Source organism: Terriglobia bacterium, assembly GCA_036496425.1.
Classification (GTDB): Bacteria; Acidobacteriota; Terriglobia; order 20CM-2-55-15; family 20CM-2-55-15; genus 20CM-2-55-15.
This window is the reverse complement of the sequence record DASXLG010000257.1, coordinates 1-24406: the sequence shown is the minus strand read 5'-3', so window position 1 is coordinate 24406 and position 24406 is coordinate 1. Positions and strand designations below refer to the sequence as shown.

Annotated in this window: 20 protein-coding genes; 12 read left to right on the top strand and 8 right to left on the bottom strand. The window is 56.5% G+C overall.

Annotated features, from left to right (window positions below; translation table 11 throughout):
* The first annotated feature begins 20 nt into the window (after positions 1-20).
* The 3 genes from VGK48_18690 (at position 21) to VGK48_18680 (ending at position 6630) form a co-directional block, all read left to right on the top strand.
* Positions 21-1136: an MBL fold metallo-hydrolase gene (locus VGK48_18690; protein HEY2383207.1), complete on the top strand. Its 1116-nt coding sequence runs from the start codon at positions 21-23 to the stop codon at positions 1134-1136.
* A gap of 43 nt (positions 1137-1179) precedes the next feature.
* On the top strand, positions 1180-2703 hold the full coding sequence (locus VGK48_18685) for an alpha/beta hydrolase domain-containing protein (protein ID HEY2383206.1): 1524 nt from the start codon (positions 1180-1182) through the stop codon (positions 2701-2703).
* A 180-nt stretch (positions 2704-2883) separates the two neighbouring features.
* On the top strand, positions 2884-6630 hold the full coding sequence (locus VGK48_18680) for a carboxypeptidase-like regulatory domain-containing protein (protein HEY2383205.1): 3747 nt from the start codon (positions 2884-2886) through the stop codon (positions 6628-6630).
* Positions 6631-6718: 88 nt separating this feature from the next.
* On the opposite strand, the gene VGK48_18675 is transcribed toward VGK48_18680, so the two are convergent.
* Entirely contained in the window at positions 6719-9136 is a 2418-nt protein-coding gene (locus VGK48_18675) for an SAM-dependent methyltransferase (protein ID HEY2383204.1), read from the bottom strand.
* Between the two features lie 100 nt (positions 9137-9236).
* Between VGK48_18675 and VGK48_18670 the strand changes: the two genes are divergently transcribed.
* From VGK48_18670 to VGK48_18650, 5 genes are all read left to right on the top strand, one after another.
* A complete protein-coding gene (locus VGK48_18670) occupies positions 9237-10496 on the top strand; it encodes a hypothetical protein (GenBank protein HEY2383203.1) in 1260 nt (419 codons plus the stop codon).
* Entirely contained in the window at positions 10496-10861 is a 366-nt protein-coding gene (locus VGK48_18665) for a DUF6152 family protein (GenBank protein HEY2383202.1), read from the top strand. Before VGK48_18670 ends, VGK48_18665 begins: the two co-directional genes overlap by 1 nt.
* A gap of 270 nt (positions 10862-11131) precedes the next feature.
* Positions 11132-11587, top strand: coding sequence for a PIN domain-containing protein (locus VGK48_18660; GenBank protein HEY2383201.1), 456 nt, complete (start codon positions 11132-11134; stop codon positions 11585-11587).
* Positions 11588-11809 (top strand): hypothetical protein, encoded by a 222-nt coding sequence (locus tag VGK48_18655; protein ID HEY2383200.1) that lies wholly within the window; start codon positions 11588-11590, stop codon positions 11807-11809.
* Between the two features lie 285 nt (positions 11810-12094).
* Positions 12095-16063 carry a carboxypeptidase regulatory-like domain-containing protein gene (locus VGK48_18650; protein HEY2383199.1) on the top strand — a complete coding sequence of 1323 codons (3969 nt, stop codon included), beginning with the start codon at positions 12095-12097 and terminating at the stop codon, positions 16061-16063.
* A gap of 27 nt (positions 16064-16090) precedes the next feature.
* Here the strand turns inward: VGK48_18650 and VGK48_18645 are convergent, their stop codons facing one another.
* Genes VGK48_18645 through VGK48_18630 form a run of 4 tightly spaced genes read right to left on the bottom strand, consistent with a single transcriptional unit; the run spans position 16091 to position 19978 of the window.
* Positions 16091-17749, bottom strand: a complete 1659-nt coding sequence (locus VGK48_18645; GenBank protein ID HEY2383198.1) for a hypothetical protein — start codon at positions 17747-17749, stop codon at positions 16091-16093.
* Positions 17746-18534 (bottom strand): ABC transporter ATP-binding protein, encoded by a 789-nt coding sequence (locus tag VGK48_18640; GenBank protein HEY2383197.1) that lies wholly within the window; start codon positions 18532-18534, stop codon positions 17746-17748. Before VGK48_18640 ends, VGK48_18645 begins: the two co-directional genes overlap by 4 nt.
* On the bottom strand, positions 18531-19625 hold the full coding sequence (locus VGK48_18635; GenBank protein HEY2383196.1) for a hypothetical protein: 1095 nt from the start codon (positions 19623-19625) through the stop codon (positions 18531-18533). The genes VGK48_18640 and VGK48_18635 overlap by 4 nt, the downstream gene beginning before the upstream one ends.
* Positions 19601-19978, bottom strand: a complete 378-nt coding sequence (locus tag VGK48_18630) for a helix-turn-helix transcriptional regulator (GenBank protein HEY2383195.1) — start codon at positions 19976-19978, stop codon at positions 19601-19603. The genes VGK48_18635 and VGK48_18630 overlap by 25 nt, the downstream gene beginning before the upstream one ends.
* 135 nt (positions 19979-20113) lie before the next feature.
* Between VGK48_18630 and VGK48_18625 the strand changes: the two genes are divergently transcribed.
* Entirely contained in the window at positions 20114-20965 is an 852-nt protein-coding gene (locus VGK48_18625; protein ID HEY2383194.1) for a vitamin K epoxide reductase family protein, read from the top strand.
* Positions 20966-21058: 93 nt separating this feature from the next.
* On the top strand, positions 21059-21793 hold the full coding sequence (locus VGK48_18620) for a hypothetical protein (protein HEY2383193.1): 735 nt from the start codon (positions 21059-21061) through the stop codon (positions 21791-21793).
* A gap of 6 nt (positions 21794-21799) precedes the next feature.
* Here VGK48_18620 and VGK48_18615 read toward each other — a convergent pair whose 3' ends face one another.
* The gene (locus VGK48_18615; GenBank protein ID HEY2383192.1) at positions 21800-22057 is read right to left on the bottom strand and encodes a hypothetical protein; all 258 of its coding nucleotides are present in this window, start codon (positions 22055-22057) and stop codon (positions 21800-21802) included.
* 393 nt (positions 22058-22450) lie between these two features.
* Between VGK48_18615 and VGK48_18610 the strand changes: the two genes are divergently transcribed.
* Together VGK48_18610 and VGK48_18605 are read left to right on the top strand one after the other, a co-directional pair.
* Complete coding sequence (locus VGK48_18610; protein HEY2383191.1) at positions 22451-23248, top strand: hypothetical protein; 798 nt, start codon at positions 22451-22453, stop codon at positions 23246-23248.
* A 27-nt stretch (positions 23249-23275) separates the two neighbouring features.
* Positions 23276-23689 carry a DUF6152 family protein gene (locus VGK48_18605; GenBank protein HEY2383190.1) on the top strand — a complete coding sequence of 138 codons (414 nt, stop codon included), beginning with the start codon at positions 23276-23278 and terminating at the stop codon, positions 23687-23689.
* Between the two features lie 81 nt (positions 23690-23770).
* Here the strand turns inward: VGK48_18605 and VGK48_18600 are convergent, their stop codons facing one another.
* Together VGK48_18600 and VGK48_18595 are read right to left on the bottom strand one after the other, a co-directional pair.
* Positions 23771-23956, bottom strand: a complete 186-nt coding sequence (locus tag VGK48_18600; protein HEY2383189.1) for a hypothetical protein — start codon at positions 23954-23956, stop codon at positions 23771-23773.
* A gap of 16 nt (positions 23957-23972) precedes the next feature.
* Positions 23973-24185, bottom strand: a complete 213-nt coding sequence (locus VGK48_18595; GenBank protein ID HEY2383188.1) for a hypothetical protein — start codon at positions 24183-24185, stop codon at positions 23973-23975.
* Positions 24186-24406: the final 221 nt, after the last annotated feature.

Here is a 24406-nt window from a genome sequence, read left to right as displayed (position 1 = left end):
GCGCGCAGCCGGTGACAGAAATGAAGGCCTGCCTGTTGCGAACGAGCCTGCTGGCGGCCGCTGCGGCCGTGGCGATCGGCATCAGCGGTCAGACGGGGGTTCTGGCGCAGTATCAAGGTGCCGTTTCGTCCCTGAATGCGAACAATACTCCGATGGCTCCTCCGCCGCTGCCGTTCTGGCGCGTTCGGAACACCAAAGTTTTTCTGATTCCCGGCGCCGGCTCCAATGGCGCCAATGTGGCGGTTCAAGTCGGTCGCGATGGCGTCGCGATGGTGGATTCGGGCTCCGCGGAGAACGCGGACAAGCTGCTGGCGACGGTGAAGTATCTCGAGAATCTTGAAAACTCCATTCCCCAGCCACTCGGCTTCGCTTCGGAAACTCGAAGCATGATCAACTTCAACAGCGTGGCGCCGGCCGAAGGCATCCGCTGGATCATCAATACAACGATCGGCCCCGAGCACATCGGCGGCAATGAAAAGATCAGCGGCGGCGGCGTCACAATTTCCGGCGGCAACGTCGGCGCGTATGCCCCTTCGGGAGCCGCAATTTTTTCGCGTGAAGAACTGCTGGCCCGATTGAGCGAAACCAAGCCCGGCCAGAAGCCCACAGCGGCTGGAATGCTGCCGACCGATACGTACAGTCTCCCGCAGCTGAAGTTCAATAATTTTGTGAATGGCGAAGGCATCATGCTGTACCACGCGCCGAAGGCCACGACCGATGGAGACACCATCGTGTATTTCCGCGGCTCGGATGTCATCGTTTCGGGAGATCTTTTCCGCCAGGATACCTGGCCGGTCATCGATGTCGACAAAGGCGGCACGATTCAAGGCGTCCTCGACGCGCTGAACCATATCCTGGACCTCTCGATTCCGGAGTTCCGCGAAGAAGGCGGCACGATGATCATCCCCGGGCATGGCCGCCTCAGTGACTCTGCCGATGTCGGTTACTACCGCGATATGTGCACGGTCATTCGCGATCGCATTCAGGACATGGTGAACCGGGGCCTGTCCCTGCAGCAGGTGAGAGCTGCAAAGCCTACAATGGACTACGATCTTCGGTACGGTACGGCAACCGGCCCGTGGACTACCGACATGTTTGTTGAGGCGGTATACAAAACGCTAAAGCCGAAGAAATAGGATGGGCCGCGCCTACAGCGCGAAACGCTACAAGGAGAACGTGATGGTCACGAAATTGCCAGGAAGAGCCATTGCGCTGAGCGCCTTCATTGTCGCGCTCAGCGCAATTACATTTTTAGGACAGACACCGATTCCGGTGCCCGGACAGAGTCCGGCCCAGGGTGCCGGCCAGGGTCAGCGCGGCGGCGGTCAAGGCCAGCGCGGCCAGGGGCAACGCGGCGGTGGTGGCCGCGGACAACGCGGCGCCGAAGCAGCGGCGCCGGTGAAGCAGGTTGTGGCTCCGATTCCTGCCGCAATCGAAGTCACCGGCCCGGGTCCGTTCTTCGAGACCTTCATGGACTCTCACGACGATGTGAAGAACGTGCAGATTCCCGCGAAGGACATCTACGCGAAATACGGTTATGAGGCGAAGGAATACTTCGTTTCCGGAACCGCAGCGAACGGTCAGGCCTACAAAACGCGTATCGTCATCCGGAAACCCAAGGACAACAGCAAATTCAATGGCTTGATTCTTGCCGAATCGATGCACCCGAGCGGCAATCCCTGGGTGTTTCACTTTGTTCAGGTCTACGCGATGAACAGCGGCGTGATCGGTCTCGAGATCCTGACCAGCGCATCGCCTGGGCTGGTCGCGAGCAATGAAACCCGCTACAAGGACCTTGTCCTTCCCAACGGAACCGCCAACGACATCATTGCGCAGGTGGGAGCTCTGCTGAAGTCCGACCATAAAGACAATCCGCTGAACGGCCTCACGCTCCGCAAGATGGTCCTCACCGGGTCTTCGGCCTCTGCCGGTGTTGCCACGCAGTACCTGACGAATGCCCATATGGCGATGCGGTTGTCCGATATGAAGCCCATCTACGACGCCTTCATGCCGACCAGCGCGAACGGCCAGATCCCTGAGCTCGACGTTCCGACGATCCTCGTTCCCACGATGCGCGAAACCTTCCAGGGCCGGGGCACAACCCAGCCGGACAACGACAAGCTCCGGGTTTATGAATTTGCCGGGATGGCGCATATCGATTCGAGGTTTGCGGGCGCGTATTACCCCGATCCCTGCAAATATCCGATCAGCCGGTATCCGATGGGCGTCATGATGTCTGTCGCCCTCGATAAGCTTTTCGCATGGGTCGACAAAGGCGTCATGCCTCCTCATGCCGACCGGTTCTACGTGGATTTCAATCCCGACAACAAACCCGAACACGACCGCAAGAACGGCGCCTTGCTGGCCCTCGATGAATTCGGAAACGTTAAAGGCGGCATCCGGAACACCTACGTCGATGTTCCGACCAAGAGCTTCCACACTCCGAACGAAGGGGCAGACCCGCCGGTTCCCAACGCGAATCCGTGGATTGCGAATCGCGGCGTCCAGGGTATCAATCAGCTCTGCGGCCTTGGAAACTACGAGACCGCGCTGCCGAAAGACCAGTTGAAGAAACTCTACAAAGACTCCAAGAACTATCAGAGCCAGGTTGCAAAGCGCTATGACGAGCTCGTGAAACAGGGCTGGGCGCTTCCAGTCTACAAGCCGCTGGTCATTGCGGAAGCCGCGCGAGTCACGTTCTGAACAGAGCAAAAAATTAGCCGCAGATGACGCGGATGCCGCAGATAGGGCATCCCTGTCATCTGCGGCTAATTTGTCTCTCTATTGCTTTGACTTCACTGTGGGGAAGTGCTTAAATTCGCGCCAGATTCTCGGGTGGAGTCAGGTTCGTTTTTAACAAGAAGGTTGGTAGGAGGAGACTACATGAAACGTGTCTTAGCGACGACGCTATATTTGTTGCTCGTTTCCACGTTCGGATACTCCGCAGCTGCACCGCAAGCTCAAGGTACCGCAACGATAAACGGCACCGTTAAGGATCCCTCCGGGGCGGTGTTGCCTGGAGTGGAAGTGACGGCGACGCAAACGAGCACGAATGTCAGCCGCCAGGTGGTTAGTGACGAACGCGGCAATTTCGTTCTGCCGAATCTTCCGGTAGGCCCTTACAAGGTGGAGGCGGCGTTACCGGGATTTCGCACTTTTGTTCAGACTGGAATCGAACTTGGCGTTAACCAGAATCCCAACCTGAACGTCACGATGGCAGTCGGCCAGGTGAGCCAGGAGGTTGAGGTCAATGCCAATGTCACGCTGGTGGAGACGCAGAACCTCGGCGTCCGGCAGGTGATCGAAAACCAGGAAATCCTGGAGTTGCCTCTCCAAAGCCGGAACCCGACCGATTTGCTCGGTCTTTCCGGTGGAGTCGTTCCGGATACCGCAGGTAACGCGTCGACGCGTTCACTGCAAGGCGGCGTTGGGTTGTCCATACAGGGATTGGCGGAAGGCTCGACGACATTCACCTTGGATGGCGCTCTCCATACCAATCCTTTTGACAACCTCAACTTTCCAATCCCGTTTCCCGATGCGTTGCAGGAATTCAGTATCCAGACAGGAGCGCAGAATGCCAGTGGCGGATTCCAGGGCGGCGCAACAGTGGCTTCCGTAACGAAATCCGGAACGAATCAATTCCATGGTGACGTGTTCGATTACTACCGTAACGATAAGTTCGGAGCCCGGGGATATACTTCGACCACAAAGGGCTCCCAGAGGCGGCAGCAGATCGGTGGCACCATTGGCGGTCCGATTCTGAAAGACAAGTTGTTCTTTTTCGGCGCGTATCAGTACACCACCAGCACATCGAATCCCACAAACTCAGCTGTAACCCTTCCGACGCCTGCCATGCTGAACGGCGATTTTTCACAATTCCTCAAGGTATATACCGATTCCAAAAATCAGATCGGCGGATGCCAGAGCGTGCCGATCAACAATTTTGCCGGCGGAACTCCGGGGCAGCTCAGGTTGACGGACAGCCCCAACTTCATCGACCCGAAACGGTTCGACCCGGCGGCAGTGAAGCTGATTCACCTTTTGCCTCAGGTCAACGGCATGCAGGACGATGTGTTCGGTGCAACCCATGCACCGCTAAGTTTGTGGGCGGATAATCCGATGCAGACCGGTCACTCAGGTACCGTCGGAAATGATCCATGCGGGCGCGTTTGGCACACGAGCTACAACTCCGCGCATGATTCGCAAATCATCGGCAAAATCGATTATCAGAAAAGCGCGAAGAATACGATAACGGGGCGGTTTTTCCTGACTCCGCAACTTACTGCTGTCCCGAACACTTTGGAAACCTCACACCTGGGGTTCCAGGACACGGCAAATCTAGGGTCAAACGGGCAGGACAACACCGGAGCTTTCTTCACAATCGGCGATACCTATGTGATCAGCCCCACAATGATAAACAGTCTCAATCTGGCTGCGAACCGGACATTCATCCATCGAGAGGGCCCATTTGCATATGATGTCAATGATCTGGGCATCAACGCTTTTACGTATTTGAAGAAGACGTTCGAGTTTGCTGTGAATTCAAGCGGCGGAGGAGTAGGGGCGGCTAGCGGTCAGGGTGGCGTTCAGACCGATGCCACCAACAGCACCAATACGGCAAACATTTCAGACAATATCAGCATAACGCATGGCCGGCATCAGATTTCTTTCGGCGGATCGATCGCAACCTGGAAAGTGATTTCGTATGCGAATGTGAGGTCTATTCCGGTTTTCAGCTTCTCGCCCTCGCAGACCACGCTGGACTCCACCAGTACCGGTTTGGGCTGGGCAGATTTTCTGCTCGGGCACTGGACAACGCTGCGGGAGTCGGCCCCGAACGGGCTTTTAATGAAGCAATGGTACATGGGCTATCACGTCCAGGATCAATGGAAAGCAACAAACAGACTGACCGTAAACGCAGGCGTGCGATGGGAGCCATTCTTCCCGCAACAGCAGCTCGATGGCCACATTTACAACTTCAGTTACCAGGCCATGTTGGCGGGCCAGAAGAGCCAGGTTTTTTCCACTGCGCCTCCGGGCTTCAGTTATCCCGGAGATCCGGGATTTCCGAATGCGCAGGCGGGTCTGAACCACAACTGGAAAACCTTTGGGCCCCGCATCGGCATGGGTTTTGATCCGAAAGGCGACGGCAAAACGGCGATTCGGGCCTCCTACGCCATTTCGTATGATTTCGTGAATGGGCAGTGGAACTTCAACACCAACATTGCTCCGCCTTTTGGCGACGATACCGGAACAAGCTTTGGTCCTCAAAGCTCGGCCGCGACGCTTTCAAATCCGTGGGCGGGTTTCCACGGGGCTGGATTCGCACCGAATGTAAGCCCATTCCCGTACAACAACTCACTGTCGAACAAAAGTATTCCCTTTACGCCGTTCGGTCCTTTCATCAGCACACCCCCGGACCTGACAACGACTTACGTCCAGACCTACAGCTTGAGTGTGCAGCGTCAATTACCAGCTAACTTCTTTGTGTCCGTCCAATATACAGGCAATGGAACGCGTCATGGTTGGGGAACGTATCCCCTGAATCCGGGTCTTTATGTTCCAGGCACGGGAGTATCGACTGGAGGTTGTATGGTTCCCAACGGCGCCGGCGGGACACAGAGTCTGCTCGTGGCAGATGGCCAGGTAGCCACTCTGGCGGCCGCGAGGGCTTCAGCTTCACCATGCTCCAGTGCGACCAGTTTGAACTATCGCAGGATTCTCTCGATGACGAACGCCGCGGTAGGTCAATATGCGTCATCGCTGGATACATTCGAAGCCGGGGAGAACGCTCAATACAATGGATTGGTTCTGTCGGTCCGGCGCCAGGCGAAGGATCTGACTCTCAATGCGAACTATACCTGGTCACACTGCATCAATGACTTGACCGGAAATCCCGCATTAACGGGTATGCCAAACGTGGATACCGGCGATACCTACACCAGTATCAATGGTCATGATCCTGGAACTCCATCGACGGCATTCTTCGACAACAACGGTAATTGGCTGCCCGGCGTCACCGGTTTGGCCGCCGCGCCGGTGCATCAACATGATTGGAATCGCGTCAACTGCGGCACGGATTTCAGGCAGCGCTTTACTACCACGGCCATCGCCCAGGTTCCACGTTTCAGCAATACTCTGGTCCGCGGCGCGTTGACCGGTTGGAGTGTGTCGAGCATTGTTCGGGCGAATACCGGCAGCTATCTCACAATCGCCAGTGGCGGGGATACGGCCCTGATTGGCGGATCTACGGCAGGTCAGACTGCAATTCAGAAGCTGGCGGATCCCTACTCCCCGGGCCGGCCGACCGGACCACGCGCACAATATTTAGCTCCCGGCGCGTTCGTCGCGGCGTCCACGGGTGCGCTGTCTTCCAATCACGGCAAGTTCAACATCGTCGGACCGGGTTTCTGGCAGTGGGATGCCGCCTTGTCCCGGAATTTCCAGATTAAGGAAGGTCAGCGCATCCAGGCCAGAGTCGACATGTACAACGTGACGAACAGCTTTCGTCCGGGAAATCCATCCACCTCCCTCACAAGTAATTACGGCTTGATCACCTCAGCTGTGGGTGCCGCTCCCGGCAGCGTCCTCAATAGAGACGTGCAGTTCGCTCTGAAATATTTCTTCTGACGCGGGCGAAACACGGAACGAACACAAAAAGCACAAGAGGCACAAGAAGAAGCGCCTCTTGTGCTTTTTGTGCTTCTTGTGTTCCTTCCTATGATTTTGGGGCGCGGTCCAATGCTGCTTTGAGTTCCGCCTTGATGTCCGCCGGGCCGATAAACAAATCCTCGGGAAACTTGTTGTACGAGAGGATCGTCTTATAGATCGCATCCTGGTTGTAGTCGTTTAATGAGAGACCCGCCAGGTATTGCAGCCTCAGACTTCGATCGTCATTGATTTGTGCGTCCGCAAGCCACGGCGCAAGGTCTTTCCCACGGCCGGCGTACATCGCGGCAAGTTCCGGGACGGAATGGATTCCTACATCTTCCAGCGAGTACTTGACGTTTAAATGATCCTGCCGCGCGAGACGGTCGGTGAGTTGCGCAAGATCAATGGCGGGATCGCCTTTCTTGGCCATCAGCACGAGGTCATAGCCCGCCCCTTCGAAGCTGTTTCCCCACAGAGTGCCGTCTGGAAAAACGTTCAGAAATGTCGCGATCTGGCTTTTCGCGGCTTCCATACTGCACTCATAGAGCGGCACCCAAAGTGAAATGGTTCCACCCGGATTCAGGTGCTCGCGGGCCAGCTTGAAATATTCTTCCGTATACAGTGATGCGGCGCCTTTGACCCACGGATGGATGGAGTCGTATGAAATCACGTCGAACTTCTCGTGTGTCGTGCGCATGAAATTCCTGGCATCGTCGTAGACGATCTGAACGCGCGGGTCCTTGAGGACGTCGTAGTTTTGCTTGCGAAAATATCCGGCAATGGCCTGGGGGATCAGCGGCTCGATTTCACATATCACGATGCGCTGGACGCCGGGATAGAGCGTGAATGCGCCGGCCGTTACCCCGGCGCCAAATCCGACAACGAGAATGGATTTCGGTGCCGGATTGTACAGAGCCGGGAGATGTCCCAGCATTCGCTGCATCTTCATGTCCCGCGGCTCGGTTGAAGCTTCGATCTTTCCCGCGACATGAAAATTACGGATGCCGCTGCGCAACTCCGTCACGGCAACGGCGGCATTGATGCCTTCCGCGGAGTAAATGACTTTCGGTTTGTCTTTACGGAGGTTGTAGGAAGCATTCGCGAAAAATCGCCCATACGCGATGAACCCCCCTGGAACCACGGGGATTGTCATAAAGAAGATTGCGCCAAGCGCTACGGCAGCTACAGCAGGTATGAGGGATCGCTTGTTGAAGTTTTCATGTATGAGCGCCAGGAGCGCCGCGGCCAGGGAAATGATAATCAAGGATTGTTGCGCTTGCTGCGTCCCATATCCGGCAACGAACACCAGACTGAATGCGGCCACTCCAACGATCCCGCCGATGGTATTTGCGGCGTAGATTCCGCCCACCAATCGTCCCGGATCCTTGCCTCTTGCGGTTGCTGCCGCCAACGCCAAGGGGAAGCTCGCACCCCAAAGCAGCGCTGCGGGCCCGATCGCCAGCGCGCATCGGAAGATATCCATCTGAAAGTTGTCCCAGAAATTCAGCGTCAACGTGGGGTTCACCGGCCAGTACGGCAGCGAGCTGTTTGTCATATACGCTGACCAGGCGATCGCCAAGATAAGAAGCGCCTGGCAAATGCCAAGATCGCGCCGGGGATTGGAACTCCATCGCGACATTGCTGATGCGCGGCTGCTGCCGATGCCGAGCGCTGTCAGGAATACGGCGAGAATGATGGAGAAGGCATAAACAGACGCGCCAAACAGCATCGATAGCAGCCGTGTCCAGACGACTTCAGCGCCGAGTGCCGCCATTCCCGATAGAGCGATGGCAACATAGACCGGCCATGAGCCCGGCACGGCTGAATTCGACTGTTTGGAATCCAAATCCGGCGGCGAGTATAGTGCCGCTTTTGAGGTGAGGAAGGCGGCCACCGCGATAACAACGTTGATCGAAGCCGCAACATATGTGGCGATACTCATGTCGTAAACGCGGAGCAGATAGAACCCCGCCAGAACGCATCCCAGCACCGCTCCGGCAATGTTTCCGCCATAGAAAAAGCCGAGCCATGCGATTCCGCTTGGAGTGGTCTGTACCCACCGCGCAATCGCCGGAAGGGTTGCTCCCATCAGGAGAGTAGGCGGCATCAAACACAAGATGCAGATGGTGGCGCGAACAACAATCCCCCAGAACCCGAATGCGCCGATCGCGCCATAGATCGAGCCGACGTAAGGCATGCAGAAGAGAATCAACAAGCCGAACGCCGCGGTACCCACTTCCAGCAGCGCATAAAGCCGCAAAGGATGATGGCGCGCCGACACCAGTCGCGGAAATAACAGGCTGCCCAGGCACATGCCGCCCATGAATGTCGCGAGGAGAACTCCAAGAGAAACAGCCGACGCGCCGATCACCAGCTCCAGCAGTTGCGACCAGACGATTTCATAAATCAGCGCGGCGCAGCCGCTGCCGATGAACAGAATCAGGAGCAGAGGCAGCAACGGGGCCGTGACGGCGCGGTCTTTCATATAGGCGCGCATTCTACTGGGGAATTAGCCACAACAGGCACAAAAAGTAGCCAATTCCCCCCGTTGACAAGCGATTCCGAGCCGCATTAGAGTCGGCGCCATGCGAATCAGCGCCCTCATTCTGCTATTAGCCTTCACCGGGTGCACTCGCCAGAACGTCGAGCAGCAATTCAATCTTGGCGTTAAGTACCAGAACGGCGACGGAGTTAAAGCCGATTCGGCCAAAGCCGCCGAATGGTATACGAAGGCCGCCAAGCGCGGTTATGCGCCGGCCGCATTCAATCTCGCCGTCATGTATCAAAGCGGTGCCGGCGTGTCGAAAGACGGCGCGCAAGCGGCGTATTGGTACACCCAGGCTGCTGAACATGGAGATCAGGAGGCGCTCCTGACCCTGGCACTGATCTATGACGACGCCGATGGCGTGCCCCGCGATGCCCAGAAGGCCGTCTATTGGTACCGGAAAGCAGCCGAACAGGGCGATGCGGATGCGCAGCTGGGCCTGGCCGCGATGTATGGCCGCGGAGACGGCTTGCCCCTGGATCCTGCGATGGCGGCGGAGTGGTACACGAAAGCTGCCGAGCAAGGCAGAATGCATGCCCAGTTCAATCTCGCCATGATGTACGCGCGCGGCGAAGGAGTGCGAAAAGACTCTGCGACGGCTGCACAATGGTACAGGAAAGCAGCGGATCAGGATCACCCCATCGCTCAGTACAATCTGGGAGCCCTGTATTACAACGGTGACGGTGTTCCGAGAGATGTCGGAGCAGCCCTCCAGTGGTTTACAAAGTCGGCAATGCTTGGAAATGCCGATGCCGAAAATGCGCTCGCCCTCATGTATCAAAAAGGCGCGGGCGTACCGAAGAATCTGGACCAGGCGGCCCAGTGGTTTACCAAAGCCGCTGAGCAGAATCATGCAGAGGCGCAATTCAATCTCGCCAGCATGAATTACTTTGGAGACGGCGTTTCCAGGGACTTGCAAAAGGCGGCGACGTGGTTCAGGAGAGCCGCAGACCAGGGACATTCCGACGCACAGTTCAACCTCGCCATCATGTATCTGAAGGGCGAAGGCGTTCCTGCGAGCCTTGCTGAGGCCGCCGGATGGTTAAGAAAGGCGGCGGATCAGGGAGACGCGACGGCGCAATTCAATCTCGCCACGTTGTACTCATCCGGTCGCGGCGTTCAAAGGGACGTCATTCAGGCAGTGATGTGGGCGGATCTGGCCGCCGCCGCAGGCGAGCCGAACTCGCCAAGGCTTCTGGCCAGCCTGGAGAAAACGGCCCGTCCGGATCAGATTGCAGAAGCGGTGCAAAAGGAACACGAATGGAGACCCAACGTCCAGTATTCATGGAGCATTAAGTAATGAACGTCCGCGTTGCCCTCTTCTTTCTGTTCCTGTCCGTTCCACTAACCGCGCATCACGGCACCGCCGCAATTTACGACATGAGTAAGTCCGTCACCCTGAAAGGTACCGTGACCATGTTCAAGTTCGTGAATCCTCATGTCCTGGTTTACTTCGATGTCGCAGGCAAGACTGGAACCGTCAATTGGCTGGGCGAAGGCCCCAATGTCATCAACTGGACTCGAATCGGCTGGAACCGCAACTCCATCAAAGCCGGTGACCAGGTCACCGTGACGCTCTATCCCGCCAAAAACGGCAAGCCCGAAGGTGTTCTCGCCAAGATGGTTACGGGTAACGGCAAGGAATGGTGCTGCGAAACCAAGTAGCCGGTCGTTCTCGACCGAGCCGGGGGTTTCAGCCGGGTCGAGATCAATAAGATTCTAAGCCTGGTTCAAGAAGTGCCGGAGGAAGACGCATGAGAGTGGTCTTTGGTGGCACGCTGGCAATTGGCGTCGCCTGTCTTGTAAGAAGTAGCTGAGATTGCGCCGCCAGGGGTGCATACAATTCGCCTGCCAGGACCGGCCGGAAGTTGTTGACGCGCAAAAACGGCGGCCTGAAGACGCGCGGCGGCGGTAGACGAATGATAGGATAGAGAGGTGAAGGAGATCGTATATCTTGACATCTGTTGCTTTAAGCGGCCGTTTGATGACGCGAGTGCTGAACGGGTACGGCGCGAAGCCGAAGCTGTGGCAGCAGTTCTGGATGCCGCCCAGGATGGACGGATTCAACTCGTGCGATCGCCGGCCCATGATATAGAAAACGAGCATAATCCGCGGGAAGATCGCCGGCTCGCGACATCTCTATGGCTGGAGTCGGCCGCAGTTCGGGTTATGCCGACTGCGGAAACTCTCGAAAGGGCTGGATCCCTTGCGGCTGCGGGTTTCTCACCGCTCGATGCCTTGCACATTGCATTCGCAGAACAATCGGCGGCGACATGGTTCGTGACAACAGATGACCGGTTACTGAAACGTGCGCGCACTCAGCGCAAGCAGCTTCGTGTGGAAGTGCTCAGGCCGGACCAGCTTCCACCGCCTGGGGGAGGAGAGTCATAAATGCCGCGTTCATCTCCGATGTCTCTTTACGAAATCCGGATGGAAGGATGGAAGGCGCTTACCGAACGATTGGGGCCCGGGGGAGCGATGCGCTTCATGATGCAGTACGATCCGGGCCATGGCGATTATTCCAAGGAGCGGCATGACATCTTCGGGTCAGTGACCATGGAGGAGCTTCTCGAATCCATCAAGCGAATTAATCCCCAACCGCCACAATCGTGATTAAAATCGTCGACTGCAAGGCTGCTATTGTATCCAGTTCGGTTGGATGACATTGAACTCGCCCCGCCGTGTACATCGGTAATACCACAGTCGGTTTTTCCTCCTGAAACGACGACAGTTTCAATAACCGGCACCCAGCTGGAATTCAAGTTGGTGACCGGATCGACAGGCAATTATCCGAATGCACTTGCAGTCTTGCACGGCGTTTGCAATCACGGTCCGTTTGACATGCCACCGGTTCTGGTCTAAAGTGCGACGACTTTGAAACTCTGTGGAGAGATCATAATGAAAAACTGCTTTGTTGGCGCGCTGGTTCTTGGCGTGGTGTTGTGTGTCGGCGCATTTGGGCAGACGACGAACGCTACATTAGGTGGGACAGCCGGCGATGCGTCCGGCGCATTGATTCCAGGCGTAACGGTTACGGCGACGAATATCGCTACTGGAATCGTGAGCACGGCAATAACAAATGAATCCGGTGTGTACCAGTTTGCGAGCCTGCAGACCGGAGCTTATAAGGTTACGGCAGAGCTTCCGGGATTTCAGAGTCAAGTCGTCAGCAGTTTCACGTTGGGAATCGGCCAACAGGCGCGTTTGAATTTCACGCTGCAGGTCGGGACGGTGGCGCAAACGGTCGAAGTCTCGGTGGCTGCGGACAGCGAACTCAAGACGACATCGGCTTCCGTCGCGACCGTGCTTCCGCAGGCACAGTTGCAGGATCTGCCGCTCGGCAGCCGCAATATCCAGAATCTTCTCCTGACAATGGCAGGAACGGGCCCACAATCGCTGGACGTCGGCTCGAGTGGTGAGATCGACGGCAACTTCGCGGGCGGGCGAACGAGTTCAGTGAATGTCACGCGCGATGGATTTGTCAATTCCGACGGCCGCTACACCCATGGCGAGTTTTCACAATCGTACACGAGTCCAGACCTGGTTGAAGAAGTGAAGGTCGTTACCGCCGGCGTGGACGCGGAAAACGGACGCGGCGCAGGCCAGGTTCAGATGGTGACGCGTTCGGGCGGCAACAAACTCAATGGATCGGTATTCTGGACGAATCGCAACTCGAAGCTCGATGCCAATAGCTTCTTCAATAACCTGCAGGGGGTCAGCCCGAATTTTGAAAATCGGAATCAGTTTGGCTTCCGCCTCGGCGGACCGATCATCAAGAACAAGACATTCTTCTTTGTCCTGCTCGACGAACAGCGGGACGTCACGAAAACCAATACGGTCGGGACGGTTTTGACGCCTCAGGCGCGGAACGGCGTCTTCCGGTATTTCCCGGGTGTGAACAACGCCAATATCCTGTCGACTACGAATGCCCCTACCGTGGACCGATTTGGAAATCCGGTGCAGCCAGCGGCCGCCACGGGGCCGCTCCAGGCCTTCTGTATTTACAACCTCACGCCGATTTCACCGTCGGCTACGAGCTGCGCATCCGGCGGCACAGCGCGTGACCCTCTTCGCCCGTCGATTGATCCCAGCGGGTTTGTTCAGAATACGTTGCTCGGCAACATGCCTTTGCCGAACGATTACACCGTTGGCGACGGATTGAACACGGCCGGCATACGGTTCAACCGTACGATTTACGGCACGGATGTGGCGGACGGGAATTCGAACGACCAGAACAATCGGGATCAGATCGATCTCCGTATCGATCACAACTTCAATTCCAAGCACAAACTCAGCGGCGTTTATACGCTGGAAAACTCCAACGACCACAGTTCGCAAGCGGGGTTCCGGAGTTATCCCAACGGCTTCGACGGCCAGCACGCAAAGTGGCCCCGCTTGTATACGGTGACGCTCACCTCAACGCTCTCATCGACGATGCTCAACGAAGTGCGGTTTGGTTTGCGGCGATCCGCAATCGCAAGCGAGGCGCCGTTTTATTTTGGACGAAACATCGATGGCACCGGTTCCCCCACGGGGAGCGGATTGCAAGCATTCAAGCTGCTCCCGCAGAACAATGGTATCCCGTTTCAACCAGTCACCTCGTTCATCGGATCGAATGGATTCATGAACTGGTCGGCCGGTTTCGGCTCGACGCGCACATCGCGAAGTCCGCTCTGGGATTACGGCGACAATTTCAGCATCACGAAGGGTAAGCACGCCCTGAAAATGGGTATCGAGTTCCGTCGCGACGAAACGTTCGGATATAACGATAATAACCTGACGCCTCAGGCGACCTTCGGCGCGGCCGCAGGTTTTGCTGTGAGTGGTTTCACGACAGCGCAGCTCCCAGGCATAGCGGCTACCACCGCGGCCAATGCGCAGAGCATGTTGACCGATATGTCCGGATCGATCTCGAAGATTGCCGAAGGTTTTGATCTTCCAAACGCAACGGCGACGCAATTTCTGGGCTACAAAGATGGTTACACCATGCATGACCGCGACTGGCATTCCAATGAGGCCAGCATGTTCTTAAAGGACAATTGGAAGGTTCGGGAATCATTGACCTTGAATCTCGGCATTCACTGGGAATACTTCGGTGTGCCCTATGAAGGTAAGGGACGCGCGGGCTTGCCGATCGGCGGCTCCGAAACCGGTGCCTGCGGAATCAGCTGCGGAACTTTAACGGTGGATCAGTTCGTCGGCAAGAATTCGCCGCATCCGGGCGTTCAGCTCTACAACGATTACTACAAGGGTTTGGCTCCGTCGGTCGGAGTCAGCTATTCGCTGCCGTGGTTCGGAAGAGACAAAACCATTCTTCGCGCCGGTTACGGTATCAATTACACCGGTGGCGCGCTCAAGTCGGCGAACACGATCCTCGATTCCATAGCCGGAGCCGCTCCAGGCGCCGTGGAAATCAATGGCGGCGGCGGTATCACCTACAATCCCACCGCCTACCTGAATATGGCAAGTATCTCGCTGCCGATACCGCAACAGTTTGCGCCCCTTTCGGCCGATCCGCTTAACGGGTCGCGCAGCGATACGCTGAGCGTATACGCAACCAATCGCGTATCGCCTTACGTTCAAAACATCAATATGGATATCCAGCGCCAGGTTTCGAGGACGCTGACCGTTGACGTGGCGTATGTTGCGAGCAAGGGTACTCACCTCTATGGCGGTCGTAATCTGAACAATGTAAATATCAACGCCGCCGCCGCCAACACGACGCTTTTACAAGCGTTCAAAGACACGGCGGCCGGGAAGGATTCGCCGTTCTTCGATGCGTTGTTGAAAGGCATCAATATCGGCGGCGGGGCTTCGACCGTCAACGGCACCACGGAAACCGGTTCGGCCGCACTGCGGCAGAATTCGACGACGAGAGGCTATCTCGCAACGGGCCAGGTCGGGTCGCTGGCAAATTACTTCGAGACGACGAACCTCGCCGGTGTCGGCGGCGGCGGCTTGTATACTCAAAACGGTTTCGCGCAAAACTTGTTTGTACTCAATCCGCAGTTTGCGGCCGTCAACCAGTATGACAGCTCGCTGAATTCGACCTACCATTCGATGCAACTACAGGTAACGAATCGCCAGTATCACGGAATGACGAATCAATTTACCTACACGTACAGCCGCGCCATCGACATCTCGGACGGCGACGGGACGGTGACGCCGCGCGATACCAACAACATCAACCTCGAACACGGGCGCGCCGGCTTTGACCGGACTCATATATTGACCGGCACCGCTACCTACACATTGCCGTTCGGTCCGAACCGTGCGTTTTTTGGCGGCAGCCCGGCTTGGGTCCAGCGGCTAACGGAGAATTGGGGGGTTGGTGGGATCTTGAGCTTCAGCACAGGAGCTCCGTTAACCTTCAGTGCGCCGATCGCATCGTTGTGGCAAACAGGCTCCGCCAACACTCCGGTTGCATTGCAGTCGATTCCAAGCAACACGGGGAAACTCACGTTCGTATCGAACGGCGTGACGTACTTCCCGGGTTGGACGCAGGTGAAGGACCCGGCAATCGCTTCGCTGACGTCGCTGAATAGCGTAAATACTTCGTCGACGAACTTTGCCATTCAGGATGCCAATGGCGCGATAGTGCTTCAGAATCCGGCCGCAGGAATCGTTGGAAACGTCGGGCGGAGCACAATCACCGGCCCGAACATCCTCGGATTCGATATGAACGCGATCAAACGTGTGAGAGTCACTGAAGGCAAGGAATTGGAGTTGCGATTGGACGTGGTCAATGTATTGAACCATCCCAATTTCTCGGCTCCCACGGTGAATATCAACTCCACCAGTTTTGGACAGATCACCAACGCGACGGGCGCACGGAGATTCACATTCAACGCCCGTATGAGCTTCTGATCTTTGGAGGTGACAAGGTGATCGACATCAAATTTCCGCAAACATTGTCGCGCGTCCCGACGCGATGACATGCAGGTTGTGGGTGATGTTGACTTCCAGGTAACGGAATGACGTTCGTGTGACAAGATACGCGGCGCCGGCGAAGGCGAGCGTCGCGCCTGCCGTGACGAAGCGGCTTTGAAATATAAACAGCCATTGCAGCAGAACAAGAATCATGGCGCCAATCAGTGCCGCGATGACCAGGGGCGCCATCATCGAGCCCTTTCCGAACTTGGGTGGATTTGCGAAAGGCAAACCATCAATCAAGAACAACTCCCAGCTTAAGTAGAACGACCCGACGGCAAGGCTATAGCCGGCAAACAACAATGCGTCGGCCGGGCCCCAATACCACGCAAGTACTGGAGTGGCCATGATCGTCACGGCGAACAGCGGAAGCCACAACGCCCAGAAGATCCCTTCGACAAAGGAACGAATCCCATTCAAAGGCGCCATCAGGAATATCCACGCCCCGCGGTGCTGGTTGGAGTACGTGATCATGTTGCATACGAGCAGGCCTGCCAGCCCGCCGAGGTGGGGCAGAAAATGCGCAAAAGACGGCGGTCCGGGCTGAAACGGAGACGCCCGAAATCCCACGCGTACCAGTATCCCGACCGGCAGGATCATAAACTGAATCAACATCGGATAGACGCTTCGCCGAAATTGCCAATCTGTTGCTGCCATGCGGTAAGTGAAAGCGAACGCCGCACGGCCGGACGGCCTGCCTGTGAGGCGCCGGATGATGCCTCCGAAAAAGTCGCTCCGTTTATGTGTTGTTGCCGGTCCGCTGCGAAGAAGCGTATGGACGTTCGACAAGTACCCCTGCGTCAGGGCTGAGATTCCGAAATACACCATTACCGCGAAGAGGAACATCGATGGAATCGCCGGCCATTGCAGAGCTGCCGCTTCCGGACTGCGGAACGATGCAAGCGCCACGAACCATGTGAGCGGTATCGCCGACGAATAACCTGAACTCGAGCTGAATGTGGTGGCTGGTACCAGCCGCAATAGTTGCGGCCCGACCATCACCAAAGCGAAAAGAGCCACCTGCAGCCACAAAACGACACTTCTCACGCGCGCGGCCGGAATAACTCGAAACAGAAGCCCCAGAACACCGCATTCCGTCAGCGCCACAAAAACTCCCAAAGCGTATGCGGATGCCAGGTAAACCGGAGGATAAAACCATCGGGCGCCTCTCAAGCTCAGACCTGCCACCGCGGGAACGAGATTGATTGGAAACACAATACATGCCGTGGTCAGAAGCAGATGGGTCAGCTTCGCCGTGAAATAACACTTTTCCCGAATCGGGTGATGAGCAAGCGCCGCGGCTTCAACGGGGTTGAGAAAGGTGTTTATCGCTTCCGTCGCGAGTACCGGCAGAAGTAGAAAGGCCGTGAAAAGATAATTCCCCCAGACCAACTGCACGATCGATGCTTTTCCTACCGCGACCACGATTAAATTGATCAACGCGCTGAATGCCGTGAAGAATCCGATGATGATCGCTATTCCCATTCGAGCCGATCCCAGTTCGAATTCCTCGCGGTCGCGAAGCTTGGAAAAAAAGCTGAGCAATGTTCCGAATTGGATGGGATCGATGCCGGCGGCGCGAAGAGAGCTCTTTACGAAAGGGTGCGCCAGAAGCTTATTCATGAGTGCAGGATGTCGATGATGTTGCGGATGCGCGGTTCAGCGTCGACCGCATGCGTCAAGCCGCGAAACACGCCTTCAAGGTTTGCTTCGTTGGTTCTGGTTTTCAGCTCCTCCGGAGAACCGTCGGCGATCAGCTTTCCCTGATCAATAATCAGAACCCGGGCGCAGAACCGTTCCACGACGTCCAGCACATGAGAGCTGTAGAGCACCGACTTTCCGTTTGCCGCAAGCGCCGTGAGCAGGCTCTTTGTCAGCATGACGCTTTCAACGTCCAGTCCGGTCAGCGGCTCGTCCAGAATCAGAACTGAAGGATCGTGCAACAGGGCGGCCGAAATGAGGACCTTTTGCCGCATACCCTTTGAATAAGAACCAAGCCGGTTTCGTTTCTGACGCGAGAGCCCGAACGTCTCCATAAAAACGCCAAGCCGCGCCTGCAGAATTCCTTCCTCGACTTCATGCAGACGCCCACACAACTCGAGAAATTCCACAGCGCTGAGACTTTCATACAGCTCCGAAGATTCCGGCACATACCCTATCCGTTTCTTTACCTCGAAAGCTTCCTGAGGCAGCTTGTAGCCTTCAACCTCCGCGATACCCTCGGGCGCCTTCAGAATTCCGGTCAGGATCTTGAGTGTTGTGGATTTGCCTGCGCCGTTGGGGCCGAGGAGGCCGGTGACTTCGCCGGCGAGGATGTCGAATGAAATTCCATGCAGTACTTCCGCGCCATCGTAACGAAACCGCAGTCCTTCGACGTGGATGGCCGGACGTTTTCCGCTGTTGGTCACTGGTTTTTGTCTTTGGTATTCAGCCGGTCCAATTCGTCCTGGATCGCCCGGGCCGCGCGCAGGTTCCTCGATCTGACGAATATCCAGGATGCGGTCAGGATCCCAAACGCAATCAGGCTGAGCGAAATGTGCGTTCCGCTCACATTTGCCGGCAACGGCAGACCGCCAATCCGTCCCGCAACCAATGGGACAAAATGAAAGCCGATGATCGCCAGAATCAAAATGCCGCCGCCGCCTCGTGCGAACGCACCCGCCCAGAACTCCAGTCCATCGCGCTTTCGCTTGAGCTGGTTGATGTAGGGATCGTCGGCGATGGAAAGAACTGAATATTCCTGAGAGGCTCCGGTGAAACCATCTTTATTTCTACGGAAAAGGTGAAAAACGACAATCACCAGGAATACTGCATCCAGAACGCTGCCACCGTTGTTATTTCCGATGCTGGGAAGTGTGAAGATAATCAACAAGCCCGCGATCAACCAGAGAAGATTCCACCGCCATGCCTTCCGATGCTCGTCCAGAGATGTTTGGGGTCCGCCCGCGGTGGCCGGCGAGTCCTGCGGCGAAGAATGAATGAATCGCCGCAGCATGTAGACCATGAGCAGTCCGGCGGCGCTGCCGGCAATCAAAATCCAGAAAGGCAGCACCAAACTTGAGCCGCCGAGGACAAAAAGCAAAAGTTCGCAGATGAGCCCGGTTCCGATCGCAAAAACGGGATCCCGCCGGGCTCTATCATCGGGATGCTCTTCGCGGTTGGCATAGGCGTCCCGGCAAACGAGGGCGAATAACACGGCACCGATGACGATTGTGAGCGGCAGCAGGCGGGAATCATCGTACAGATACCTGGGCACCAGGAGAGATGATCCCGCAAACGCGATATAAAGCGCCGCGGCCTGGCTGAAGAACAGTGCCGCGTGGAATGTCCGGCGAATCTGGCTGGCGACGACGAACGGCAAGTCCGATACAACACGAAGGATGTAACCCGCCGGCGACGTGTACTTCTCATCCCAGTCGCCCATCACATTTTCACGGCAGGCCGGCGGGACGAGTCTCTCGACCAGAGCCTCGATTAACTTTGGCGGATGGGTTTCCATCGTTTGCGTCCCGGCATCTGCATGCCGCCCCACGATTCTTCAACCGCGTTGATCATGCGCAAGGCAGTCCGCAAAGACTCCTCGAGAGCGCGCGCGCCCGCCGCCTGCAGTTGGTAGTACCGCTTTCGCCGTCCACCGCGCTCCGGGGTCGGATCCGCAAGCCAGGAGCGAATGTGACCTTTGTCTTCAAGCCGGTCGAGCGTGATGTAGACGGCGCCGGCGGAGACCGGTTTATCCCCTGAAAGCTCCTCGACTTTTTCGTGAATCGTGACGCCGTATGCCTTGTCCCCGAGCGCCACGATCGCGCTGAGAACCATCTGCTCAAAATGTCCGAGTGAGTCGATCTGAGGCATTTGCCCTACACGGTAGAGAAAATGTCGGTTTGTGTCAATAACATACTTGGGCTTGATCCAATGCCCCTGCTGCGGTAGCGTGTAGCGGTTATGGGAAAGAAAGCCAAGTCGAGACGAGAACGGGAAATTGTAAGGATGCCGGCCGCCGGACGGCCGCTGACGCGGACGTCGCCCAACTGGCCCCTGCTGGCATTGAGCGTTATCGGGATGCTTTTGACGAGCTATCTCACCTGGACGCACTGGACGGGCAATTCCGTCAAAGGCTGCACGGTCGGCAGCAGTTGCGACATCGTGTTATCCAGCCAATGGGCAACGCTGCTCGGTTTTCCCACTTCGGCGTGGGGTTTCCTGGCATATGCCAGTCTGGCTGCGATTGCGTTCATCAAAAGAGCGGACCGGCATTGGTGGGCTGCCTGGGGCGTCGCGTTTTTCGGCCTGGTATACAGCGCTTATCTCACAACGGTGTCGTTGACAATGCTGCACGCGGCATGTCCCTATTGCCTGTCGTCCCTGACGCTGATGATCGTGACCTTCGCTCTCGTCACCTATCAACGCCCCAGCTCGCTGCCGAATTTCAATTGGGGCGGCTGGCTGGCCAAAACCGCGCCGGTTGCGGCCGCGCTTATTATCATTCTTCACCTCAATTACATCGGAGTTCTGGGTGATGCGCCGAAGGCGGAAGATCTTCAAACCCGGGCGCTCGCGGTTCACCTGGCTCAGAGTGGCGCGAAAATGTACGGCGCATACTGGTGTCCGCATTGCCAGCAGCAGAAATCGTTTTTTGGCGCGTCCGTTGGCCGGCTTCCTTATGTGGAGTGCAGTCCGAACGGACAGAATGCTCCTCAAGCTTCCGAGTGCCAGTCCATGGGAATCAAAAGCTATCCGACCTGGGTGATTAACGGTAAGAAAATTGAAGAGGTCATGACGTTGAAACAGCTTGCCGACGCGACGGGATTCCAGGGACCGGTGACCTCCGCCCCGAACTAATGTAAATTGCATCATCTCGACGTACCACTTGCAATGATGCAATGGTCCAATATTCTTATCTGAGTTACTTACGGCGGACTACAATAGCTCCGAATGCTGCTATCCCGGCTCCTGTTGCTGCTCGCCGTCTACCAATATGGCGGGACGTTTATCGGAGCCATTGTCTGTTCGGATGGGATCGTTGTCGCGGCCGATTCCCGGTCGACCTTCATGACGGGCCAGGGCGAAGCGTTCGCATTTGTGGATGGAATGCCGAAAATCTACGTCGATCGCGGCGCGGCCGTGGCGCTTTCCGGAATGAGCAGCCTGGATGGCGAACTGTTCAGTTCATTCGTCAACCGGAATCGATTTCTGCTGGCGCGGCCGGTCAACGAGATTTTGTTCGGCTTCCTGCTGTACGTGCCTTTTACCAATAGCACCGGTATTGCGATGATTTCCGCAGGTTTTCTGGATGGGAAGCCGATGATTTGCGCCAAATCTCCCATCGCGGACCAGGGCTGCTCCAATTCGGGTTATTTTGCGAGCAAGCCTTCGCCGCTGCTTCGCGAGACCCTGACCAGCTTGAACCGCAAGGCCACGATGGATGAAGGAGTGGCCGCGTTGAAAGCGGCAATCGAGGCGTCCGCGCAAACCGATGTCACGGTCGGCGGTCCCGTCAGTATCGTAAAACTGACGAGCGATGGTCCGCCGCAATGGGTGGGTGCCGTCCTTTCGGACGGCGGGCTGAATCAGATCTGTGATCTCGTGCGGGAACGGCGCTCAGACATCATGCCGCTCGGTACGCGGCAGGAGCTGGACCTTCATCTAAGCGCCGCCTGTCCGAAATAAGCCGGCTTAGCGTCTGTCTTCTTTTCCCCGATAAGCGAGCGCAAAATTCAGCTGCTTGATCGCTTCGTCCGTCGCCCGGATGGCGTCTGCTTTATGTCCGCCGAAATCGTGAGGGGCGCTTTGCAAGTACGCCCTCGCATCTTTCAAGGCCGCGATGGCCTTGGCGAGCCGCGGGTGCATGGCTTTCTCGTTTTGGGCAGTTAGAGTGATAACGCTTGCACTCAGGAAAACTCCCAGAATCAAACCCGATACGAATCTCTTCATGGGCACTCTCCAAGCTTCAGGATTGTGGACTCAAATATCAGAACTTGGGGTCATGCAAAAATCAACCGGGTCAGAAAATGCCAATGTTTTACCGGTTTGCTGAGTAATTGGTATGGGGCTGCGATTCAACCCAGTTTCCATCCTTCTGGTAGGCGATCCCGACTGGTTCACTGCCGACCATCTTGCTCGTCCCGCAGACTGGGCAGTCCACAGTCCACATGGCTCCGGTACGGACGGGTTCAGTTATGAATTCGATTCTAAGGCGGGCATTGCAACCCGGACAGATTGAAGTAAATACGACGTTCCGTTTCAACGAACCTCCAAAACGTTTCATTTGCCGCAGGAAACGTTATATAAGTTGATGGAAAATTGCATCAAGGAACGAATGGTGTCATGAATAAGCGAATCGCATCAATGATCATCGCTTGTCTGCTGATGGCAGGCTCGAGTTACGGGCAGGGAGCGATGACCCCCTACGACAAGCTGCCGGATTGGAGCGGCGCCTGGTCCATGACGGGCGGTACTGTTTTCGACCGCGCCACCCAGACGGGTCAGGGCGGGTCGATCACTCCCGGCGTCCGGGAGCACCCTCCCTACAATGCGGAGTGGGAAGCCATGTATGAGAAGAGCCTCGCGCTGCGCGACAAAGGATCGCTGCCGGACGTCTTCACCAACTGCGGCGTGCCCGCGGGTTACCCTCGAATGTTCAATCTTCCGGATCCTTATGAATTCGTAATTCGGCCGGAAGAATCCTGGATTCTGGCGGAAAACGGCCCCAACGTCTTTCGGATTTATACCGATGGACGAAAGCACCTTGAGGATCAGTGGGAAACCTACAGCGGAGATTCCGTGGGGCACTGGGAAGGCGATGCGCTCGTGTTTACCACCATCGCGATCAAAGGCAATCGCGACGGCGACAGCATTCTGGACCGGACCGGTCTGGTTCTCAGCGACAAAGCTCACGCGACAACGCGAATCCACAAGACCGCCCCGGACACCCTTGAAATTCAGATGACGATTGAAGATCCGAAGGCTTTGACAAAGCCATGGGCCGTCACCAAGCAATTCCGGAAGATGCCCGCAGGAACCCGCCTGTACGACTACGGATGCGCCGAAAACAATCGCAATCCGGTCGATACGGTTACCGGCAAGACGCTGACGCTGGGTCCGGACGGCAAACCGTTTAAATAAAGATTTCTCCTGAGGAGGATATTTCTCATGAAGTCAGCTCATCTGCCGCTTTTGGCCGCTGTGGTCCTTGCCGGCATGGTTTTTGCGCTCCAGCCGGTAATGGCGCATCATTCGGGCGCAGGTTTCGACAGCGACAAAGTCGCAGAAATCAGCGGTACGGTAAAAGAGTTCCAGTTCAAGAATCCCCATACCTGGATCCAGGTGATCGTGGAAGACGCCAAGGGTCAGAAGACGGAATGGAGCCTGGAATGGGGCAGCCCGAACGCGCTGGGGCGCCAGGGCTATCGCCCATCGACGTTCCCCGCCGGCGCGAAAGTCACAATGAAGATGCATCCGATGAAAGACGGCTCACCGGCCGGCGAGTTCATCGCAGCCAGGTTTGCCGACGGCAAGGTTGTCGGGCAGTGGGACGACTCGAAGAAGGCAAATCCCGCGAACTGAAAACAGTTTAAAACCTATTTCAGGTTGCATCATTGGAGGTTTCTGCAGTTCAAATGTGAAATGCAGAAGCCTGCAACCTTTCTACTTTCTTTTTACCCAGACCCCCATCGCAATCACGATCAGAACGAGGTTTTCGCACGCGTTCGATAAGCCCCGCGCTCCGGTTCCCAACAGTGAAGATCCGTGTAAAAGGATGAGCGTCACCGCCAGCACCAGCGCAACGACCGAATAGAACAGCACGACTGAAGGGAGCATTGGGTTTCGCATGTTCTGATGTGCCCTCTTAGTCGTCGTCCTCGTTGCCGGAATCGGTACTGGGTCCAAACCACACACCCAATGCAATAGCGATTAGTGCCAGGTTCGATGAGGCTCGTGAGAATCCTTCAGGGCCGGTATGAATTCCTGGAACAATTGGCTGGCCCAGGAGAATCAACGCCGTCGCCACGGCGAAGGTCAGCACTGAAGTTAAAATGAGCGCGACTGCCAGAGTTCGCATAGCCGGCAAGTTTACTGCTTTCGGTATTTCGGCCGAAATTCTTTCTTGATACCGAACGCGGCCTGAAGCCCGCGACGACATAGTGGGCGTGGGTATATCCTCTGGCCGCGAAATTGGCTTGCTTTGGTGGGTGAGCTACTGGAAGAAGCGCAGTTCCGATCGGTGAGTCAGATCGCAGCGCCGGCCGTTTTACATCCGCCGTGCGATCTGACTCCGTCGAT

What these genes read in the sequence shown, in the direction of transcription:
- VGK48_18615 (HEY2383192.1), bottom strand. Translation starts at nt 22,057, where the DNA reads ATGAAGAGATTCGTATCGGGTTTGATTCTGGGAGTTTTCCTGAGTGCA.
- VGK48_18635 (HEY2383196.1), bottom strand. Translation starts at nt 19,625, where the DNA reads ATGGAAACCCATCCGCCAAAGTTAATCGAGGCTCTGGTCGAGAGACTC.
- VGK48_18620 (HEY2383193.1), top strand. Translation starts at nt 21,059, where the DNA reads ATGCTGCTATCCCGGCTCCTGTTGCTGCTCGCCGTCTACCAATATGGC.
- VGK48_18645 (HEY2383198.1), bottom strand. Translation starts at nt 17,749, where the DNA reads ATGAATAAGCTTCTGGCGCACCCTTTCGTAAAGAGCTCTCTTCGCGCC.
- VGK48_18610 (HEY2383191.1), top strand. Translation starts at nt 22,451, where the DNA reads ATGAATAAGCGAATCGCATCAATGATCATCGCTTGTCTGCTGATGGCA.
- VGK48_18655 (HEY2383200.1), top strand. Translation starts at nt 11,588, where the DNA reads ATGCCGCGTTCATCTCCGATGTCTCTTTACGAAATCCGGATGGAAGGA.
- VGK48_18630 (HEY2383195.1), bottom strand. Translation starts at nt 19,978, where the DNA reads ATGCCTCAGATCGACTCACTCGGACATTTTGAGCAGATGGTTCTCAGC.
- VGK48_18675 (HEY2383204.1), bottom strand. Translation starts at nt 9,136, where the DNA reads ATGAAAGACCGCGCCGTCACGGCCCCGTTGCTGCCTCTGCTCCTGATT.
- VGK48_18605 (HEY2383190.1), top strand. Translation starts at nt 23,276, where the DNA reads ATGAAGTCAGCTCATCTGCCGCTTTTGGCCGCTGTGGTCCTTGCCGGC.
- VGK48_18685 (HEY2383206.1), top strand. Translation starts at nt 1,180, where the DNA reads ATGGTCACGAAATTGCCAGGAAGAGCCATTGCGCTGAGCGCCTTCATT.
- VGK48_18665 (HEY2383202.1), top strand. Translation starts at nt 10,496, where the DNA reads ATGAACGTCCGCGTTGCCCTCTTCTTTCTGTTCCTGTCCGTTCCACTA.
- VGK48_18680 (HEY2383205.1), top strand. Translation starts at nt 2,884, where the DNA reads ATGAAACGTGTCTTAGCGACGACGCTATATTTGTTGCTCGTTTCCACG.
- VGK48_18600 (HEY2383189.1), bottom strand. Translation starts at nt 23,956, where the DNA reads ATGCGAAACCCAATGCTCCCTTCAGTCGTGCTGTTCTATTCGGTCGTT.
- VGK48_18650 (HEY2383199.1), top strand. Translation starts at nt 12,095, where the DNA reads ATGAAAAACTGCTTTGTTGGCGCGCTGGTTCTTGGCGTGGTGTTGTGT.
- VGK48_18670 (HEY2383203.1), top strand. Translation starts at nt 9,237, where the DNA reads ATGCGAATCAGCGCCCTCATTCTGCTATTAGCCTTCACCGGGTGCACT.
- VGK48_18625 (HEY2383194.1), top strand. Translation starts at nt 20,114, where the DNA reads ATGCCGGCCGCCGGACGGCCGCTGACGCGGACGTCGCCCAACTGGCCC.
- VGK48_18595 (HEY2383188.1), bottom strand. Translation starts at nt 24,185, where the DNA reads ATGCGAACTCTGGCAGTCGCGCTCATTTTAACTTCAGTGCTGACCTTC.
- VGK48_18690 (HEY2383207.1), top strand. Translation starts at nt 21, where the DNA reads ATGAAGGCCTGCCTGTTGCGAACGAGCCTGCTGGCGGCCGCTGCGGCC.